Annotated in this window: 20 protein-coding genes; 13 read left to right on the top strand and 7 right to left on the bottom strand. The window is 40.6% G+C overall.

What is annotated here, in order from left to right; all coding sequences use genetic code 11:
• The first annotated feature begins 155 nt into the window (after positions 1–155).
• Together BW947_RS10885 and BW947_RS10880 are read left to right on the top strand one after the other, a co-directional pair.
• Complete coding sequence (locus tag BW947_RS10885; RefSeq protein ID WP_076499519.1) at positions 156–515, top strand: DUF2750 domain-containing protein; 360 nt, start codon at positions 156–158, stop codon at positions 513–515.
• A gap of 51 nt (positions 516–566) precedes the next feature.
• The gene (locus BW947_RS10880; protein WP_076499517.1) at positions 567–1,208 is read left to right on the top strand and encodes a hypothetical protein; all 642 of its coding nucleotides are present in this window, start codon (positions 567–569) and stop codon (positions 1,206–1,208) included.
• Positions 1,209–1,394: 186 nt separating this feature from the next.
• On the opposite strand, the gene BW947_RS10875 is transcribed toward BW947_RS10880, so the two are convergent.
• Both BW947_RS10875 and BW947_RS10870 read right to left on the bottom strand, forming a co-directional pair.
• On the bottom strand, positions 1,395–2,339 hold the full coding sequence (locus BW947_RS10875; protein WP_076499516.1) for a chemotaxis protein CheV: 945 nt from the start codon (positions 2,337–2,339) through the stop codon (positions 1,395–1,397).
• Between the two features lie 245 nt (positions 2,340–2,584).
• Positions 2,585–3,199, bottom strand: a complete 615-nt coding sequence (locus tag BW947_RS10870) for a class I SAM-dependent methyltransferase (protein ID WP_076499514.1) — start codon at positions 3,197–3,199, stop codon at positions 2,585–2,587.
• Between the two features lie 101 nt (positions 3,200–3,300).
• On the opposite strand from BW947_RS10870, the gene BW947_RS10865 reads away from it, so the two are divergent.
• The 5 genes from BW947_RS10865 to BW947_RS10850 all read left to right on the top strand — a co-directional run bounded on the left by BW947_RS10865 (position 3,301) and on the right by BW947_RS10850 (position 6,954).
• On the top strand, positions 3,301–3,852 hold the full coding sequence (locus BW947_RS10865; protein ID WP_076499765.1) for an LON peptidase substrate-binding domain-containing protein: 552 nt from the start codon (positions 3,301–3,303) through the stop codon (positions 3,850–3,852).
• A gap of 143 nt (positions 3,853–3,995) precedes the next feature.
• Positions 3,996–4,658, top strand: a complete 663-nt coding sequence (locus BW947_RS10860) for a sigma-70 family RNA polymerase sigma factor (RefSeq protein WP_076499512.1) — start codon at positions 3,996–3,998, stop codon at positions 4,656–4,658.
• Complete coding sequence (locus tag BW947_RS10855; protein WP_076499511.1) at positions 4,651–5,358, top strand: ChrR family anti-sigma-E factor; 708 nt, start codon at positions 4,651–4,653, stop codon at positions 5,356–5,358. Before BW947_RS10860 ends, BW947_RS10855 begins: the two co-directional genes overlap by 8 nt.
• 877 nt (positions 5,359–6,235) lie before the next feature.
• A complete protein-coding gene (locus BW947_RS18615; RefSeq protein ID WP_006082106.1) occupies positions 6,236–6,409 on the top strand; it encodes a hypothetical protein in 174 nt (57 codons plus the stop codon).
• Between the two features lie 284 nt (positions 6,410–6,693).
• On the top strand, positions 6,694–6,954 hold the full coding sequence (locus BW947_RS10850) for a hypothetical protein (protein ID WP_076499510.1): 261 nt from the start codon (positions 6,694–6,696) through the stop codon (positions 6,952–6,954).
• Between the two features lie 35 nt (positions 6,955–6,989).
• Here the strand turns inward: BW947_RS10850 and BW947_RS10845 are convergent, their stop codons facing one another.
• Positions 6,990–7,997 (bottom strand): 1-aminocyclopropane-1-carboxylate deaminase, encoded by a 1,008-nt coding sequence (locus BW947_RS10845; protein WP_076499509.1) that lies wholly within the window; start codon positions 7,995–7,997, stop codon positions 6,990–6,992.
• 251 nt (positions 7,998–8,248) lie between these two features.
• Here BW947_RS10845 and BW947_RS10840 point away from each other — a divergent pair, with 251 nt between their 5' ends.
• On the top strand, positions 8,249–8,656 hold the full coding sequence (locus tag BW947_RS10840; protein WP_076499508.1) for a YccF domain-containing protein: 408 nt from the start codon (positions 8,249–8,251) through the stop codon (positions 8,654–8,656).
• A gap of 80 nt (positions 8,657–8,736) precedes the next feature.
• Here the strand turns inward: BW947_RS10840 and BW947_RS10835 are convergent, their stop codons facing one another.
• The 3 genes from BW947_RS10835 to BW947_RS10820 all read right to left on the bottom strand — a co-directional run bounded on the left by BW947_RS10835 (position 8,737) and on the right by BW947_RS10820 (position 12,045).
• Positions 8,737–9,483, bottom strand: a complete 747-nt coding sequence (locus BW947_RS10835) for a substrate-binding periplasmic protein (RefSeq protein ID WP_076499507.1) — start codon at positions 9,481–9,483, stop codon at positions 8,737–8,739.
• Positions 9,484–9,810: 327 nt separating this feature from the next.
• Positions 9,811–11,526: an AMP-binding protein gene (locus BW947_RS10825; protein WP_076499505.1), complete on the bottom strand. Its 1,716-nt coding sequence runs from the start codon at positions 11,524–11,526 to the stop codon at positions 9,811–9,813.
• Between the two features lie 138 nt (positions 11,527–11,664).
• Positions 11,665–12,045 (bottom strand): DUF6508 domain-containing protein, encoded by a 381-nt coding sequence (locus BW947_RS10820; RefSeq protein WP_076499504.1) that lies wholly within the window; start codon positions 12,043–12,045, stop codon positions 11,665–11,667.
• A gap of 234 nt (positions 12,046–12,279) precedes the next feature.
• On the opposite strand from BW947_RS10820, the gene BW947_RS10815 reads away from it, so the two are divergent.
• The 3 genes from BW947_RS10815 (at position 12,280) to BW947_RS10805 (ending at position 14,964) form a co-directional block, all read left to right on the top strand.
• Positions 12,280–12,741 (top strand): EVE domain-containing protein, encoded by a 462-nt coding sequence (locus BW947_RS10815; RefSeq protein ID WP_076499503.1) that lies wholly within the window; start codon positions 12,280–12,282, stop codon positions 12,739–12,741.
• Positions 12,742–12,831: 90 nt separating this feature from the next.
• On the top strand, positions 12,832–13,236 hold the full coding sequence (locus BW947_RS10810) for a hypothetical protein (protein ID WP_076499502.1): 405 nt from the start codon (positions 12,832–12,834) through the stop codon (positions 13,234–13,236).
• Between the two features lie 468 nt (positions 13,237–13,704).
• Entirely contained in the window at positions 13,705–14,964 is a 1,260-nt protein-coding gene (locus BW947_RS10805; protein WP_076499501.1) for a polysaccharide biosynthesis protein, read from the top strand.
• A 92-nt stretch (positions 14,965–15,056) separates the two neighbouring features.
• Here the strand turns inward: BW947_RS10805 and BW947_RS10800 are convergent, their stop codons facing one another.
• On the bottom strand, positions 15,057–15,971 hold the full coding sequence (locus BW947_RS10800) for a LysR family transcriptional regulator (RefSeq protein WP_076499499.1): 915 nt from the start codon (positions 15,969–15,971) through the stop codon (positions 15,057–15,059).
• A 207-nt stretch (positions 15,972–16,178) separates the two neighbouring features.
• Between BW947_RS10800 and BW947_RS10795 the strand changes: the two genes are divergently transcribed.
• Positions 16,179–17,339: a homogentisate 1,2-dioxygenase gene (locus tag BW947_RS10795; RefSeq protein ID WP_076499497.1), complete on the top strand. Its 1,161-nt coding sequence runs from the start codon at positions 16,179–16,181 to the stop codon at positions 17,337–17,339.
• 75 nt (positions 17,340–17,414) lie between these two features.
• The gene (gene hppD / locus BW947_RS10790) at positions 17,415–18,455 is read left to right on the top strand and encodes a 4-hydroxyphenylpyruvate dioxygenase (RefSeq protein WP_076499495.1); all 1,041 of its coding nucleotides are present in this window, start codon (positions 17,415–17,417) and stop codon (positions 18,453–18,455) included.
• The last annotated feature ends 278 nt before the right edge of the window (positions 18,456–18,733 follow it).

The raw sequence follows: 18,733 nt of genomic DNA, 5'->3' as shown, positions 1-18,733 counted from the left end.
CGCGTAACACAATCCTTATCACGCTAAATACCTTATACCAGCGGTATATTGCTCAGATATCAAACAGCAGAAAAATCTTAATAAAGAATCCCTTGGTATCGCAGCATGTTACCGTATAATAGGTTTGTTAACAGCACACATCAAAGAGACCTATCATGACTGAAATCAATACGGCTTTGGCTGGCTTTATCAAAAATGTAAAACAACATCAGACGCTTTGGGGTCTAATGGATGAAACTGGCGAAGGCTGGGTCGTTTGTGATTCTTCAGAATTTGAAGACACGGATGTGATGCCATTATGGTCAAGCGAAGCAACTGCAAAATCCCATTGCAGCGATGAATGGCAAGACTACCAGCCAATTGCTATCCCATTAGAAGAGTTTTTAGAATACTGGGTATCTGATCTCAACGATGATGGTGTGTTGATCGGTGTCGACTGGCAGACTGACGAAGACTGTCTTGAGCTTGACCCTATTGTTTTAGCGAAAGATTTGGTTGATGTTGAAGAAGTTTAATTGCTTCAATACACCATTAAACACATCAAGGATTGAGGTGCTCAACCCTTGATGTCTGCTATCCCACTTATTGATATCCCTTTCGATAAACGCCATAGTTGTTGGTTTTGTGGCGAACCTAGCTATCAACACTTCGAATATATTCAGCATGCACATACGCCGCACCCTTCTTTAGCGGTACCTGCTTGTAGTGAATGCCTGCGATTAGCCAAACAACATACACTGAGTTCAATTTGGGATTGCCGCATGGCCGTTAAAGATGCGCTAATGCGTATCTATGCAAAACATCTCGCTATTGGAATTAATTGGACCGAAGAAGAACTCGCTGAGTCTGAGTTTTCCTGTAAAGTATTTGAAGGCTTTAAGAAAAGCGCTTGGATGATGTATTTAATTGCCCGCGACCGTATCAATGCGCCTGGTTGGCCGTTGGCATTAGAAGGCGAAGAAATTGACGACCAAGGCTACAATGCTGGGTTTGAGTTTGATGGCGTAACCTTCAACTCAGTCCATACTGCCATTCAGTACTATTCAACTCAATTCACCTTAGATCCCCAGTTTTTTGCCGAACTTGTCCGTCTAGTCGGCCGAGCAAGGTTCAACTACGCCTTAAGGCTCGCCCGTATTCATATTGCAGCTGCCAAAGAAATGAAACGCCAAGTATTACAAGATGTCGAGGCCGACTTAAACCTCTGATTGAAATGTCTATGCTTGAAAAGCTTAGTAAAATGTTTTAGTTAACATATCTATAACTGTTCAAAGACTAACAATTTGATAAGCTAAGTTTGGCTTCAAATTGTATTCGCACGATGGCAAGGTAACAATCAAAACCAATGCCACCAACGATCCTTTTATCGTCGACCATTGATGGCTTAAACCATATTAAAGATTAATAATTTGTCTTAATCTTTCTTGTACTACTTCGACCAATAAATCTGGCTGAAATTTAGAAATGAATTTATCACAACCGACTTTTTCAACCATCGCATGGTTAAAGCTGCCGCTTAAGGAAGTGTTGAGGGTAATATACAAACCTGCCATCGCTTTATCGCTACGCACTTCAGAGGTCAGTTTATAACCGTCCATTTCTGGCATTTCAGCATCGGTAATCATCATTAATAATTCTTTTGAGACTTGCTTGCCTTCATCGCGCCATTTTTGTAATAGCGTCAATGCTTGCAGACCATCGGATGCTTCAATAATTTCGATACCCAGTTGCCCTAAGGTGTCACGCACTTGGCGTCTCGCCGTTGAAGAGTCATCTACGATCAAAATTTTTCTGCCAGGCATTTCATGGGCTAAAGTTTCATCGAGTACACCTTCGGATAAGCTAATATCATAATGAATGATTTCTGCCAGCACTTTCTCTACATCAATAATCGACACTAACTGTGAATGGCCTTGATGTTCGATACGTGTAATCGCTGTCAGATAATTATTACGACCAGCCATTTTAGGCGGCGGTAAAATATCGCTCCATGTCATATTAATAATGTGCTCAACTTTCCCGACTAAAAACCCCTGCACGCTGCGGTTATACTCAGTAATAATCATGTTGGCATCATCATTTGGCGGCACGGGTCGAAAACCAATAGCTGAACGTAAATCAATCACAGGAATAGAAACACCCCGGATATTCGCAATACCTGAAATGTGTGGATGGCTACCTGGCATGGCATTAAGCGGTGGAAGTTTGACCACCTCTTTAACTTTAAAAACGTTAATGGCAAATAATTGTGTCGAATTAATGCTAAAAAGTAATAACTCGAGTCGGTTTTCACCCACAAGCTTGGTTCTTTGATCTACGTTTGCAAGTATATTTGCCATAATGCTGCTTCTCTACTATTGAGGAAAGCCTTCCCCACATGCCACGAATTAATCCAAATTATAGCGGTAAACTCACATGAAGAACTATGCTAAAGGTCTATTTTATATAAAAATGACCTTTATTCATGGCAAAGCGCGATTCTCACTTCGTGATTATCCGTACAGATATCCACTCAATACCATTTTATCGCATGAGCACGTACAAAAAATTGCCGCCCGCACTCCATAACTCTCGCCATGATGAATTAACCTGATACTTTCTGCGCTAACACCATACCCGCAAGATTAAAGACATTTCTATCACATACAATCTTAAAACCAGTTTTGCGCATCACAGTGAGTAATTCACTGTGATTAAAGCGATGCTGCTGAGGATGCTCAAACAAGCGCCGACTCAACGGATTACAAATTGCGGCGCGGTACAAATCCTCTACCACGAAATATCCGTTGGGTTTTATTACTCTTTCGACCTCCTTAATAGCCGTTTGCCAATCTGGAATATGGTGGAATACGGCGAAATCGAACACTATGTCAAACTCACTATCAGCAAACGGTAAACGAGTGGCATCAGCAACCGAAAAACTCAGCCCTTTTATCACCTGCGGACGAGCTTGCCAGCGGGATTGAGCGGCTGCGACCATTTCAGCATCGATATCTATAGCCGTAATATGGCCTGCGCCAAAATGCTCACGGATCAACTGAATACCGTTACCAAATCCACAGCCAATTTCTAATGCGCGCTCACAAGAAGGCATAGGTTTTGGCATCATCGAGGTCAATAGGCGTGCTTCGACATGATTTTGTAGCCAAAAACGTAACGGATGTTGCACCAGTTTTTTTTCAAATGGATTTAATTTCATGCCATCCTCTAACTATGGATAAATTATTGTTGAATAATTTTACTGATCGAACTGCCATTATGGTACGTAATGATAGAAACATAAGTTCACCAGAGGCCACAATGAAATTACCTCTTTTTCCCTTACCTATCTGTTTATTACCCGAAGGTTATACACAACTACGGATATTTGAACCTAGATATAAACGTTTAGTTGCCGAATCGTTAAAGTCCGGCCAAGGCTTTGGTTTGTGTATGCTTGAAGAAGATAATAACACCATACAATCCATTGGGACCTTAGTGCATATTATTGATTTTGAAACCTTAGCCGATGGGCTGTTAGGCGTCAGCATTCAAGGCTCACAACGCTTTAAGCTGAATGAAATTAGCATCGAAAGCGATGGTTTGAAACGCGGTGATGTCAGCTTAATAGACAACTGGCCTACCGCGCACATTGCCAGTGATGAGCGTTATTTAAGTCAGATGTTACAAAATATCCTTAAAGAATATCCGCAACACCTTAAGCATTATCAAGACGAACAGTTTGATGATATAGCCTGGGCATGCCAGCGCTGGTTAGAAATATTGCCGGTGCAAGCATCTGAAAAATATAGTTGTATTAATACATCTGACCATATTATGGCCCGAGATTTATTGCGTTCTGTGATTAAATAATCCTGTGAGTGATCCTTTATATAATCCATGCCGTATTGATTGGAAGTTTGACAGCAAAGGTTGCTATAAACGTTAACCAAGCCACTCAATATTGTCGTTACGAATATCAAACTCAGCATTAGCCTCTGGGGTACGAGCGAGAAATGGAAAATATTCAATCACAAAGCAGGCAAAATCGGTATCATGGACGCATTACGTCTCTGACTAACGCGGCTATGGATAACGACACTCCTGCTCACACAAACTTAGAGTCACAAGTAGATGCTTTGGCGATGTTAATGCTACAAATCGCAGACAACAGAGACAAAGCCGCTTTTGGACAACTATTCCAGCATTTTATGCCCAAGATCCGTGCTTTTGGTTTACAAAGATTAAATCAGCAAGGCTTGGCTATGGATTTGGTTCAAGAAACCATGACCAGCGTTTGGACTAAGGCTCATCTGTACAATGCAGAAAAAGGGGCGGTGACCACTTGGGTGTTTACCATCATGCGTAATCAATGTTTTGATATGCTAAGACGGGTACAGCACAACAGGGAAGATACCTTCGGCGATGATATTTGGCCTTTGTGTGATGCAACCTTAGAATACGATATACAGCCCGATCATAAACTAACGGCTCAACTCCTAAAGCATCTAGATGCCCTCCCCTTAGCACAAAAGCAAGTCGTGCAAGGTATCTACATGCAAGAACTCACTCAACAAGAACTTGCTGACGCCTTAAAAGTGCCTATCGGTACGATAAAGTCGCGTTTAAGGCTAGGACTAGAAAAGTTGAAAAGTTTTTTGGAGATACACAATGATTAAGCATCATCCCACTCAAGACCTACTCGTCAACCATGCTAATGGCAATTTGCCTTTATCAATGGCAATGGCTGTTTCAGCTCACAGTTCTTTATGCGAAACCTGTAGACAACAACTTGAACAGTTAACAGCACAGGTTGCAGATTTAGTATTAGCCCAACCTAAAATTTACGACGCTTATCCCGGTGAAGAAACGATGACAAGTGAGGTCGTTGATGTCACCACTCAAGACTCTGCACTGGATATGGACGCTATGATGGCACACATCATGGCTCAGCCAGTTGCAACAAATATACCGAATAATGCACCGTTAGCGGTTCAGATAAAACAACAGCATTACACTGTTCCGTCAGCATTTAGACAGCATTTGAGCCGACCATGGCAAATTTTGGGTAAAGTTAGTCGTATGCGTTTTGATGTTGATGAAATGAATACCCGTGCCAGCTTGCTGCATATTGATGCCCAAGGTGAAATCCCCCAACATACCCATAGAGGGTATGAATTAACGCTCCTATTGGCAGGAGAGTTTGCAGATCTAAATGGCAACTATGTGCCAGGAGATTTTATTGTGCTCGATGGCCAGCATCAACACTCGCCGAAAACGGTTAACGGATGCCTATGTTACACAGTGTTAGATGCACCACTGCATTTTACTAAGGGCATAAGTAAGCTACTTAATCCTATTGGTGAACTAATTTATTAAGTGATTAAGCGTTGCAAATAGCTATTTAACCTGAACTCGGGATAGTGGCTGTGGTAACTAATTAATCTTATTACCTTATTCGAAAAATTAACTCTACAGAGGTAGTTTTTCCGTTATCAAGGCAAGTTTGCGTACCTAATAGTGGGCTATTAGTAGCAAAGTTAACGTAGATAAAGGGGAAAATAACCTGTAGAGACGCAGAGCTTATCCCGAGCTCAGGTTATTTAGCCACACAGATGATTAAAAACCCATTTAAACACTCTATTTAAATGGGTTTTTAATTTCCTCAGTATCAACAAAACCATCATTTGGGGCTTGAACGATAGTGGCCACATACAAAAAAACATCACCCTTAATGTAATTTTTATCTTATAAATCAAAGTAATATATAGACCTCATTCACTTATAATCAACATAAAAAATAAATAGCTACATTTCTTTAAAATTAAACTTGCATATGCCTTTTTTGTTGATATACTGCGCACTGTTTTGAGATACACCTTGTTGTTTACCTTTTTAACCCAGCCTGATATTTAGCAATCAGAGTTCGGTCCTCATAAAGAAAGCCTACTACAAGCAAAACCCCCTAAACTAAGCTGTTCGATAGCATAAAAATCATGTTGTTATGCATGTGAACTTACTGTTCTATTGGTTGTCATAGTATTGTCATTAAACTATGTTCAACTGCTAGAATTAAGTTATTCCATGACGTAATTAGTAGCGTGAATTATTTATCGATTAAGCATCTCTTGATTAATGAATCAAAGATGGGGTAACCTCGATACTCAATAGAACAAATCTTTCGCACATTGCTAAGGATATTTTATAGCAACAACTATCTCACCCAAGGGTGAATTAATAAAAAGGAGTGTGGCATATGTCATACAAAATTAATGGACATGAAATTACAGTAAACTTCCCTGTAGATTCAATCTCAGTAAATAAAACATCAATTGCTTTTACCGATAGACAAGGTAAAAACAGACAGACTTTTTCTAAGCGTACAGAAGCCATTAGCTTTATGAAGTGGTTATTGTCAGCTAACAAATAAGTCACCAGTACCGCAGTAATTGTTTACTTAAGTGTATTTAATATCGGTTTCCATTCTTTTCACAACACCGAGCACTTCAGTAAATTGATAGCCGAATGTCACAAATACGCTATCCCTTCTATGTCACTATGACACAATCATTTGGTTCAGGCTGTATCTCTACTCACACAGATATCTGCCGAACCAAATGAAAAAACAAGACTAAGATCACACTTTACCATTCCAGCATCCACTAATATTCACGCGAATATTCACGCGTATGCTTAGAATTCAAGGTCAAGTCTATGTCAAAGCCAACTACTCGTATCGCAATGCAAACCATGATCGGCAATATCAAAGACAAAATCCCCCTCAATTTAGAAGAAGCACAAATGTGCCAAGGTGAGTGTCTGGGATGCTCAAAAAAAATGTTAGAGATGCTCGATACCGAAATTAGCTATTGGCAATGTAGCGATACTGAACCGGGCTTAAAGGATTTAAAAAATCTGCAAAATATCAGCGAACGCACTTATAAAATTCTCAAAAGAAATCGTTTAGTTCCTTAATAAATAATGATGTTGATACTGACTATATTTAATATTTAAATATTATTTCTGTCATATTTACGTTGGTAACGCGGTAGCATAGTTGCATTTCCCAGTAAGCCACCTTGATGTAAATACATCAGCGGACCTCGATGACCGTGTAGTAAATAATCCTCAAGCACAATAAAACCTAAAGGGTCGTAGAGTAATTCAAACTCAACACCAGAGGCACACACTCGTTGCCACATGACATAAAATTCAGCATAAAGTTTTCCAAAATGATATTTCTTACCGGTATTAATAATTTGTGGATGTTCACTAATATCGGCATTAAGCATCGAAAACTGCAAACGTAAATAATCATCCCCACCAACAACTGCGCACGTTTTCACTCGAATATTAGTGTGGTGGCGAATAAAAGATTGATTTAAAAATAATGCAGTGGTTCCTGTGCCAGAAGGTAAAAATACTGTTAAATCGTCCAACTTATTAGCTTGAGCAAAGTGCATTATCTCTTTGGCTAATATACTCACGCCATATTCAGCATAAGAGCAACGCCCACCTTCAGGTATAAACAATGCTGTAGGCTCATTTTTTAACACATTTTTTTCGATATAATCTTGACAGCTTAAATGCGCTTCTATGTCTTTATCTACGAGTGTTGTTCGAGTATTAATCAGCGAGCCTGTATCAAGTTCAAGTTGCGGAGTCAAAGCAGGCCTTCGCGCCATAATGTCACTTAAATCGATAATATGGGCGTCATTAGCCAATGCTGCAGCATAATTTCCCGTAGGATGTTTAATAATTTGGCTTGCTATATGATCAACATAAAAATCACACTGCCAACCTTTTAGTTTTGCCAGCGCAGATAAAGAATACAGTGAGTTAGCTAAGGGCGATCCGTGACCTATTACTTTATTGATACCAGCAAAATCATGATCTAAAAAATAAGCGAATTTACGCGCCTTGTTACCGCTAAATGCTGGATGCAGCAGATCATCACGCTTGAGAAAAATCTCTCGATCAGCAAAAGAAAAAATATCAACAGGAGTATTTGCAAACATAAGACACTCAAACAATGTGATACTCAGGCTTTTTAAGCCATGAAAGTTGATGGCTAGTGTAATTATTCATCGAATAAATGCAATGTTTCACTAAAATTTAGTGAAACATACTAAACTCTCAAAATGGACACCTATAAGGCAATGATTTAATTATACTTAATAGTTGGCACAATTCTCGCTACTTCTAAACTCATGATTGATTTATCTGCGCTTACTATGTGATTTAACAAGGTAAAAATAAGGAATTTACGATGTCGTTATTACGCTTAATATTTAATATTGCTTGGTTTGTGCTGGGCGGATTTGTGATGGGACTCGCATGGTGGTTCGTTGGGATCCTATGTTTTATCAGCATTATTGGTATACCCTTTGGCCGCGCTTGCTTTGTTATCGGTGAAATGGCCTTCTGGCCCTTTGGTCAAGAACAAATCAATCGTCGTCATTTAACAGGGCGGGAGGATTTGGGTACTGGGACCCTCGGTATGCTAGGTAATATTATTTGGTTTTTACTATTTGGTATATGGTTAGCCATCGGCCACCTAGCCCATGCTTTAGCCTGTTTTGTTACGGTTATTGGTATTCCCTTTGGGATCCAACATCTTAAACTGGCCTTGCTTAGCCTCACACCCATTGGCCAAACCGTAGTCGCAAAAGTTTAATACATCAACTTATTAACTATTTATACGTTGTTACCCACGCAATTCATTCTTAAGAGTGGATTGCATTTTTATATTAAAAACTAATGTTGGTTATAGAGCGCTGCTTCAATAACTTTCTCAACATCAATTTGCGCTAATCCTTGATCAAAAGTATCTCGCCAGCGACGGCCTTCATCAGTATTACGAAAGGCAATATAAAGCTGTTTATTCGCAAGAATATGTCGATTAATTTGCAACTTATCCGCCAAAGGCTGTAACGATTTTTGTTTGAGTAAATAGTGCGATACGTTCACATCCATTACTGCGGCATCGATGCGCCCAGCAGCCACTTTTTTGATATTATGCTCATCCGATGTGACCGCTTCAATCGGTTGAACCCCTGATAAAACCATAGAATCAAAAGCTTGAATATTCACATAATCTTTCACTACACCTAAGGTATAACGGTTGAGATCTTCAATAACGTTCCAGTTCATTGGATGCGCTTTCTGCTCAACTAACCCCAAAGAGCTGACACCAATCGACTTAGAAAAAATAAAATTTTCAGTCTCATAATAATACTCAGGAAAATAGCCTAGATAATCAGAGTGAGGCATAGAGGCTAATTTAACCGTTCGGCTCCAAGGATAAAAATCTACCTCTAGTTGGTGTCCCATCACTTTTAATGCTGCTCGCACCACGGCAATACTCGCGCCCTGCTCCACGAGTATTGGTCCAGAATAAGGCGGCCAGAGTAAAGATGTGAGCTTTAACGTATCCGCTTTGGTGATACTTACCCCCATCAAAATGAGGCAACATAACATCGCCATTGAGCGCCGCCACACCATACGTAATTCCTTAGTCAGCTTAAAATTAATTATATCAACCATAGGTAATTTAGGTTTTAACGTTAATGAGTTAACACTTTTTTATTCGTTTTATGATTATAACCATGAAGCTAAAGATGAGGAACTGAAATTAACAATAATGCTACATAGGCATCTGAATGTGAGAAATAAACTAGAAATGGTGATCGTGTTGACCGATTATTTTAGCAATAAGCTGGGCAATAAGTTGAACAACAAACTCGGTTAAAATATAAGCCGCATAATGCGGCTTATATCGTAAAAATCCTATAAATATTATTGAGCCTATTTCACTCAAGTTAAGCCAATTTACCCATTAATATCTTGATATAATTCTTGGTACATTAGCTCGCGCATTTTGAACTTTTGAATTTTCCCCGTCACGGTCATCGGATACTGATCAACAAACTTGATATAACGTGGCACCTTGAAGTAAGCAAATTTCTCAGTGAGGAAATGACGAATATCGGCCTCAGTAATTGTCGCTCCGGCGCGTACTTTAATCCAAGCACACACCTCTTCACCGTATTTATCGCTTTGTACCCCAAAAACCGCTGCATCTTGCACATCTTTATGGGTGTAAAGTTTCTCCTCAATCTCACGGGGATAAATATTCTCGCCGCCGCGGATAATCATATCTTTAATACGGCCAACAATTTGTACGTAGCCTTGTTCATCCATTTGGCCAATATCACCCGAGTGTAACCAACCAGCACTGTCTATTGTTGCTGCGGTTTTTACAGGATCGTTCCAATAACACTGCATAATGCAATATCCACGACTACACACTTCACCGGGTTGACCAATCGGTAACACATCACCAAATTCATCGATAATTTTCACTTCTGTATGGGGCAAAGCACGGCCAACAGTGAGGACTCGCTTCTCAATCGATGAATCAATTTCGGTAATATGATTGAGTGGACTGCATTCTGTCTGACCATAACCTATCAGTACTTGCTGCATAAACATGAGGTTTTGCACGCGGCGCATCACTTCTTCAGGACACGTCGCTCCCGCCATAACACCAGTACGTAATGAACGTAAATCAAACTGAGCAAAATCAGGGTGTTCAAGTTCGGCAATAAACATCGTAGGGACGCCATGCAGAGCTGTACAACGCTCTAACTCAACCACCTGCAAGGTTGTCAGCGGATCAAAGGATTCACCCGGGAAAATTGCCGCAGCACCTTTGGCCAAACACACTAAATTGCCGAGCACCATGCCAAAGCAGTGATATAAAGGCACCGGAATGCACAATTTATCGTTACAGGTAAACTTCATCGCCTCTGCGACTAAATAGCCATTATTCAAAATATTATGATGGGATAAGGTCGCGCCTTTCGGGCTACCTGTGGTGCCAGAGGTAAACTGAATATTAATGGCATCGTATGGGCTTAACTCTTTACCGATACGCTCAAGTGCCGCCCTATCATCAGCGCTCACATCAACGAGCAAATCATTAAAGTTAAGCATCCCAACAGACTTATCTGCCCCCATGCGGATCACAAACTCAAGTTCAGGTAAGGCACTTGCCCGTAATTTACTTGCGGAACAAATGGTTAGCTCAGGCGCTAATTCATAGAGCATCTCAAGATAATTACTGGATTTAAACTTATCGGCACAAATTACTGCGCGGCAACCCACGTTACTGAGCGCATATTGCAATTCTTCTGGGCGATAAGCAGGATTAAGACACACCATGATGGCGCCAATTTTAGCGGTCGCATATTGGGTTAGGCACCATTCAATATTATTGGGTGACCAAATACCGACTCTATCTCCGGTCTTAATACCCAGTTTTAATAGCCCGGTGGCCAAAGCGTCAATTTGTGCAAGATATTGACGGTAATTCCAGCGAATATGTTGATGATGAACGACAACCGCCAATTGCTCTGGATAAGTTGCAGCGATGTGGTCAAGGTATTGACCTATCGTTTTTTCAACGAGTTTAGGCGATAACACACCGTGAAACTCACTGAGGTTGAGCGGGCTAGTAACTGTACTGGTCGTTAGGACTGACATGAAGGCCTCCGTGCATTTATTATTATGATTAGCAGATTTAAACTAACCAATGCATATAGCATGTCACAAGTAAAAAAGTACATTATTAGACTAAAGAGTAAGATAAACCATATAAATACAATATCTTAACATCTACAATTAACCAGCCATCAACTCAACAGGTATGGGAGATTTAGATACATTGAGGTTTTGCAGCCGTTCAACAATGGCTAATAAGATTCCTTGGCGACGCATGTTTTCTAGTACCCCAGGGCTAAACACCTCCAATCGTGTCATTGCCGTTAACAGCAATTGGCACTGAGCAATAGTTGCATCACGAATATAGTCGGGTTTGGCCACCAAGTAACTGTTATTATACCAATAATCCCAATTAAAATTGCCTAATAGCCAACCTTCTGTTGTCAGATCATTAATAAATTCCAGCATGCGACCATGGCTTACATTGGTCTCACCCGCGGTAAAATCCTGACAATATTTAGTGTATAAACCGCAATCGGTCACTCTTGGTAACGTTCCCATAAATACCCCATGAGTCTTGGTTGCCATCAACTTTAACAAAACATCAGTACAATACTTTTGTCTTTGCAAACGACTTTACATAATCAATAAATTCAAGGTAAACCCTGTAATCTGAACCGCAACTTAATCATATCCATATAGACCGCAGTGCACTTAACTGTGGCAGGCCATTAAATTAAGATAAACTCACACGATTCAGACGCTTTACTGATAATTGATATAGAAGGATACAAGATGAATTACTGGCTTATGAAATCAGAACCGGACGAGTTCAGCATAGATGATCTTATGGCCTGCCCAAACCAAACGGAGGCTTGGCATGGTATACGTAACTATCAAGCGCGTAATTTTATGCGCGATATGATGCAGATTGGCGACCAAGCATTTTTTTACCATTCAAGCTGCAAAGTGCCGGGTATTGTTGGTATTGCCGAAGTGGTTACGCGTGCATATCCCGATAGATCTGCCTTTAATCCTAATTCTAAATATTTTGATCCTAAATCTGATCCCGCTCAACCAAGATGGGTAAGCATTGATATTCGCTTTGTGGAAAAATTTAACGACATTATTCCATTAAGCTTAATAAAATCACTCCCACAATTAGCTGACATGTATTTAGTATCTAAAGGGTCAAGGCTCAGTATTCAACCTGTAACAGCTGAACAATGGCATGCAGTGCTCATGCTTACTCGTTGAATTAAGCACCATTACTCAGAAACGTTCAGCTAGGGTTCATTTTAAATACACTATCGTCACCGCATTAAATCAATGTATTTGGAACCACATATGAATAAATTAACTGCTGTTGTTATCACAGGACTCGTGCTCAGCTTAATGACATCTATTACAGCCTTCGCTAAAGATGACCACAAGCATAAACATTACAATGGCCATAAACACTATTATGAATATGATGACGATGATGATGATGATGACCACAAACATAAACACAAACACTACAATGGGCATAAACACTACAAAAAAGTCTACTACGGCAAGCCTCTCCCTTCCGGCTGGTATAAAAGACTTCATCGTGGTGATGTGCTTGAATATGATATTTATCATCGCGGCCACATTGTAGAGCCTTTAAACAGAGATGGCATTGTGAGAATTCAAGTTGAAGACGCATGGATAAAACTCGATAACAACAGTCGCAAGATTCTCGATATCGTCAATATTATTACCGAATAGTCACACTAGACGTTGGTTGAATGGCTAATAAATGTACTTTTACGAGCACGCTCAGTTCTTATTCGGGCGTGCAATTATCCCTATAATATTTTCATAATCGATTTTCTATCTGTATTTCTATTTTCCCCCCAAATCGCCGCAGGTTAACGACCATAATTACAATAAAATTACATGTTGATATTTATCATATCTTTACTATCTGATACTTGGTCAGCGATTAGCTGAATGCTAGACTCTGCTAATTAATATGCGTATTAACTGCAATTAAACTTCTTGGGTAGTGCTAAGCGTTTTAACCAATACGGAAGCTAAGCACCTTAAAACCATTTTTACTCAGTACGTTACATCGAATCGAATAAGAGATGTGCTATCACTCGCGCAGCCAAAAAACTGAACGGACTAAAGCTACCACTTAGTAGCCCCCATAACATCCCTATCATGACCGCAGACTAAAGCTGGATTTGAACAATGGAAAGCACCTCACTTCAACGGGTTAAGCAAGCAGTGATTGCGGGATTCTGGGCATCGCTGGCCAGTATTTCTGTGGGTTTTCTATTTAAACTTTGGTTGGCCCAATGGGTTGCCAAAGCTGATTTAGCGCTGTATCACACGGTTATTGATATCATCTCGTTGTCGTTAATCCTCATGACCGGATTTCGCTCCTCTATGGTAGTGGCCTACTCACAAACTAAACAAGATATGGACATCACCAATATTTTTCGCTACTGCCTTATCGCGATTGTCTTGTTAACCTGGGGTTTAGTTCTACCTTACATCAAACATACGCTTCAACTTAATGTAGAATATTTTCAATTGGTTGGCATAGTATTAAGCATGGGGTTTAAGGTTTACTTTACTAATCAAATTGCGATGTATCGGCTCTATGCCATATCCAACAAAGTCACTTGGTTAGAACCCCTCGCGCAAGTCGTCAGCTTTTTGATCTGTTTTTATGCTTTAAAGCAAACTGCAATCGCATCACTCTTTTATAGCATGACGCTATCATCGCTTATCATTGCCTTATATATGTATTTGAAAAAACGTAAGGATATCGCAACACCGCCCTTAGGGGCTGTGCATTTTGATACCGATTTACGCAGTTTTATGAAAAAAAGCCTAACGGCGTCTATGGAGGCCGGTGCCAGTATCTTGATGATTTACATCACAGTATTATTGACTATTGCCTATTTCAGCATAGATGAATTAGGGGATTTCCAAGTCGTGGTGCGACCAATGATCACTTACCTCACCTTGCTATTTGTCTTTCCGATTTATCGTTTTGTACTGCCCGAAATTGCAGTGTGCGTGCGAGAAAAACGTGTTATTGAGGTGCAACAGATTAAGTCATGGCTTATTAAAATATCTTTGTTAGTCAGCGGCTTATTTTTTATATTAATGCTGTTTGGTAGCAACACTCTCATTGCTTGGTTATTCCCCGAGCAATACCTTAAAGCGGCGCCCGTATTACTGCATTTCTCTATGTTTTTTATTTTTATGATGCTCAATGGTTACCAGTTGGCCTATATCAAAGCCCACGGTTATTTTACCCAAAGTCTACTCATTCGGCTCGCCGGTATCGCGGTGCTGGTTGGCACTTTTTATCTTTATCGCCTCCACACAGAGAATGTTGTCGCCGTTATTTTAGCTTTAGGTACGGGTTATTTAGTCATGTATCTGATGGCTAAAATAATAGAAAGACGTATTCAGCGAACAATTAAAAACGATTAAAAAACTCATTAACCATACAGAAGGGCCCTGCCAACTAGCCTAAAAACCTATCTAGCAAAAACGTGGTTTAAGCGATGAAACATGGCAGTTTTTCAACCCAAACCAACGCCATCAAATTGTTCTGTCTTAGCAAACTCTTCTAAAATTAACTCCGTAAACAGCTGTCCTGCACGGCCTAACGGACGCTCTAATGTCGAAACAAGTTGTGGAGTAAACGTAAACCGGCTACCACCAACAAAGTCGATTTCAACTAACTCACCCTTGGCCAACTCTTCTTGTATTAAAAAGTCCGGTAACCAGCCAAAACCTAAGCCTTTTAAAAGGGCATTCTTTTTCATGATAAAACCGGACAGATAAAACACTTTATCTCCGCCAAATTGCATTTCATCACGATAGCTTTTATTGGGTGATGAGTCTTCAATGGTTAATTCCACATGCTGTTGCAGCTCAGACAAACTAATTGTGCGAATAAAAGATAAAGGATGCGAAGCACTGGCCACCAGCACGCTGGTGATAGCAGGCAAAGGCTGCGGATGATAATAGGGGCCAGTGCGATAATCTTTTACTAACATCAAGTCAGCGTTATCACGCTCAAATCTGTGTTGCACGCCGCCTAAAAACTCCATATTGAGCTGAATTTTAGTGGGGATCTGATGCTCTGCCATACGCTTTAAGGCGCTCATAATTGGTTCCATCGGCAAAGCACCATCGATGACTAATTCAAGCTTTGGCTCCCAACCTTCGCTAAAGCGACTAGCGAGATGTTCAATGTTTGCAAGGTGTTGCAGTAATCTTCGCCCTTCAGCCAAAATTACGCGCCCCTCTTGGGTCAATTCAGCACGATATTGTTCACGGCTAAAAAGCTGCACTCCTAAATGCTCTTCCAACTTTTTAACTTGATAGCTCACGGCTGATTGCGCCTTATGTAACCGCTCCGCCGCCTTAGCAAAACTGCCTTCTTCCACCAACACTTGCAGCACATTAAAGGCATCAATATCGATACGCATAGTCACTCCTTGGCGCTAATGAAAATGTCACGCTAACATTCAAATCCGTAAAGATTAGAATACCATCTATTTTTTAGATTATGATAGCGCATTAATTATTCTTTTTTTTGTTCATCTAAACCACTAAATTGATAACAAGATCACATAACAATAACGAAAAACAAGGCAGCAAATGATGCTGCCGCACTGTAAACCAAGGATGCTTCCATGCCATTTTATGTGAAACAAGGCCAAATCCCCCATAAGCGCCATATCGCATTTGAAAAGGAAAACGGCGAGCTTTACCGCGAAGAGTTGTTCTCAACCCATGGTTTTTCTAATATTTATTCCAATAAATATCACCACAACATGCCAACCAAAACGTTGGATGTTGCGCTTTACAACCTAAGCCACGGTGCAAATTGGGAAGACTCGCTGGTTCAAAACTATAAACTTGATTCCCGCGATGCCGACCGTGAGGGTAATTTTTTCAGCGCCCGTAACAAAATTTTTTATAACAATGATTTAGCACTTTATACCGCTAAAGTTACCAGCAATACTGATAAGTTTTACCGCAACGCCTATGCCGATGAAGTGGTGTTTGTCCACGAAGGCGAAGGCACACTCTACAGTGAATACGGCACGATAAAGGTACTCAAGTGGGACTATTTAGTGATCCCCCGTGGCACCACTTACCAACTAAAGTTTAATGATTACAGCAATGTGCGTTTATTCGTCATAGAGTCATTCTCGATGGTGGAAGTGCCTAAACATTTTCGTAACGAGTATGGCCAGTTATTAGAATCAGCGCCCTATTGCGAACGCGATTTGCGCGTGCCGACGCTGCTAGATGCCGTGGTTGAACGTGGCGCTTTTCCCTTAGTGTGCAAGTTTGGCGATAAGTACCAACTCACCACGCTCGAATGGCATCCCTTTGATTTAGTGGGTTGGGATGGTTGCGTTTACCCTTGGGCATTTAATATCACCGAATACGCACCAAAGGTGGGAAAAATCCATTTACCACCGTCAGAACACTTAGTCTTTACCGCCCATAACTTTGTGATTTGCAACTTTGTACCGCGCCCTTACGATTTCCATCCGAAATCGATTCCAGCCCCTTATTACCACAACAACATTGATAGTGATGAAGTTTTATATTATGTCGATGGCGACTTTATGAGCCGTACAGGCATTGAGGCAGGTTACATGACTCTCCATCAAAAAGGGGTCGCCCATGGGCCGCAACCGGGTCGTACCGAAGCCTCTATCGGCAAAAAAGAAACCTATGAATATGCAGTGATGGTAGACACCTTCGCCCCACTGAAATTAACCGAACATGTACAACATTGCATGAGCAAAGACTACAACCGTTCTTGGCTAGAAAACTAGCCAAAAGCCACCAGCGCTCCAATTCAGGGACTACGAGAGTGGCAACAGTTGAATTAAAATAATGAGGAAAACATCATGGCAAGCGAACTAAATCCACTGGGCTTATTAGGTATCGAATTCACAGAATTCGCTAGCCCTGATACTGATTTTATGCACAAAGCCTTTATCGATTTTGGTTTTTCACTGCTGAAAAAAGCCAAGAATAAAGACATCCTATATTACAAACAAAATGATATTAACTTTCTGCTTAACACTGAGCGCAAAGGGTTTTCAGCTCAGTTCGCCAAAGGCCACGGCCCAGCAATATGCTCTATGGGCTGGCGTGTAGAAGATGCAGGCTTTGCCTATCGTGTTGCCGTTGAGCGTGGTGCAAAGCCCGCTGATGACGCGAATAAAGATTTACCTTACCCTGCCATTTACGGCATTGGTGATAGCTTAATTTATTTTATCGACACCTTTGGTGCCGATAACAATATCTATGCTACTGATTTTGAAGATTTAGATGAACAAGTCATTACTCAAGAGAAAGGCTTTATCGAAGTCGACCACTTAACCAACAACGTCTATAAAGGCACAATGGAGCATTGGGCAAACTTCTATAAAAACATTTTTGGTTTTACTGAGGTACGCTACTTTGACATCAGCGGCGCACAAACTGCGTTGGTGTCCTACGCCCTGCGCTCGCCAGATGGCAGTTTCTGTATCCCGATTAACGAAGGTAAAGGCAGCGATAAAAACCAAATAGATGAATACCTGAAAGAATACAATGGCCCAGGTGTGCAGCATTTAGCCTTCAGAAGCCGCGACATTATTAAGTCTCTAGATGCAATGGAAGGCAGTTCAATCCAATGCTTAGACATCATTCCCGAATACTACGACACCATTTTCGAGAAATTACCCCATGTGACCGAAGACCGTGAGCGCATCAAACACCACCAAATATTGGTCGATGGCGATGAATCCGGCTATTTACTACAGATCTTTACTAAAAACCTGTTTGGACCGATTTTTATCGAAATAATCCAACGCAAGAATAACTTAGGTTTCGGTGAAGGTAACTTTACCGCTCTGTTTGAATCAATTGAACGGGATCAAATGCGCCGCGGCGTGCTGTAACGTTTATCTCGCCTATAAAAAACGGTGCGCCCTGCGTACCGTTTTCTTTTCCCAGTGTTAAATCATCTGTATTTACACAAAAAATCAGCTCCGAGTTTTTTAGGATTATTCCACTAATGGGTTTAATAACCCTACCTATTTTACGCAATACAGCAAGCAGGCATGATCTTATTCACAATACAACCAGCACCAGTGTTGTTTAAATTATCAACAGTTAAAAGAACAAGTAAAATACGAAAACTCGCATCGTTTAGGTATGGCTATCGTTTCAACTAAAC

This window comes from Shewanella morhuae (assembly GCF_900156405.1).
GTDB classification, from domain to species: domain Bacteria; phylum Pseudomonadota; class Gammaproteobacteria; order Enterobacterales; family Shewanellaceae; genus Shewanella; species Shewanella morhuae.
Note: the sequence above shows the minus strand (reverse complement) of the source record. Positions and strands in the feature narration are given on the sequence as shown.

Bases quoted from the DNA above. Each gene is read 5' to 3' on its own strand.
- BW947_RS18615 (WP_006082106.1), top strand. From the start codon at position 6,236: ATGTCATACAAAATTAATGGACATGAAATTACAGTAAACTTCCCTGTA.
- BW947_RS10875 (WP_076499516.1), bottom strand. From the start codon at position 2,339: ATGGCAAATATACTTGCAAACGTAGATCAAAGAACCAAGCTTGTGGGT.
- BW947_RS10845 (WP_076499509.1), bottom strand. From the start codon at position 7,997: ATGTTTGCAAATACTCCTGTTGATATTTTTTCTTTTGCTGATCGAGAG.
- BW947_RS10810 (WP_076499502.1), top strand. From the start codon at position 12,832: ATGAATAAATTAACTGCTGTTGTTATCACAGGACTCGTGCTCAGCTTA.
- BW947_RS10850 (WP_076499510.1), top strand. From the start codon at position 6,694: ATGTCAAAGCCAACTACTCGTATCGCAATGCAAACCATGATCGGCAAT.
- BW947_RS10880 (WP_076499517.1), top strand. From the start codon at position 567: ATGTCTGCTATCCCACTTATTGATATCCCTTTCGATAAACGCCATAGT.
- hppD (WP_076499495.1), top strand. From the start codon at position 17,415: ATGGCAAGCGAACTAAATCCACTGGGCTTATTAGGTATCGAATTCACA.
- BW947_RS10885 (WP_076499519.1), top strand. From the start codon at position 156: ATGACTGAAATCAATACGGCTTTGGCTGGCTTTATCAAAAATGTAAAA.
- BW947_RS10825 (WP_076499505.1), bottom strand. From the start codon at position 11,526: ATGTCAGTCCTAACGACCAGTACAGTTACTAGCCCGCTCAACCTCAGT.
- BW947_RS10855 (WP_076499511.1), top strand. From the start codon at position 4,651: ATGATTAAGCATCATCCCACTCAAGACCTACTCGTCAACCATGCTAAT.
- BW947_RS10820 (WP_076499504.1), bottom strand. From the start codon at position 12,045: ATGGGAACGTTACCAAGAGTGACCGATTGCGGTTTATACACTAAATAT.
- BW947_RS10795 (WP_076499497.1), top strand. From the start codon at position 16,179: ATGCCATTTTATGTGAAACAAGGCCAAATCCCCCATAAGCGCCATATC.
- BW947_RS10865 (WP_076499765.1), top strand. From the start codon at position 3,301: ATGAAATTACCTCTTTTTCCCTTACCTATCTGTTTATTACCCGAAGGT.
- BW947_RS10805 (WP_076499501.1), top strand. From the start codon at position 13,705: ATGGAAAGCACCTCACTTCAACGGGTTAAGCAAGCAGTGATTGCGGGA.
- BW947_RS10840 (WP_076499508.1), top strand. From the start codon at position 8,249: ATGTCGTTATTACGCTTAATATTTAATATTGCTTGGTTTGTGCTGGGC.
- BW947_RS10835 (WP_076499507.1), bottom strand. From the start codon at position 9,483: ATGGTGTGGCGGCGCTCAATGGCGATGTTATGTTGCCTCATTTTGATG.
- BW947_RS10860 (WP_076499512.1), top strand. From the start codon at position 3,996: ATGGAAAATATTCAATCACAAAGCAGGCAAAATCGGTATCATGGACGC.
- BW947_RS10815 (WP_076499503.1), top strand. From the start codon at position 12,280: ATGAATTACTGGCTTATGAAATCAGAACCGGACGAGTTCAGCATAGAT.
- BW947_RS10870 (WP_076499514.1), bottom strand. From the start codon at position 3,199: ATGAAATTAAATCCATTTGAAAAAAAACTGGTGCAACATCCGTTACGT.
- BW947_RS10800 (WP_076499499.1), bottom strand. From the start codon at position 15,971: ATGCGTATCGATATTGATGCCTTTAATGTGCTGCAAGTGTTGGTGGAA.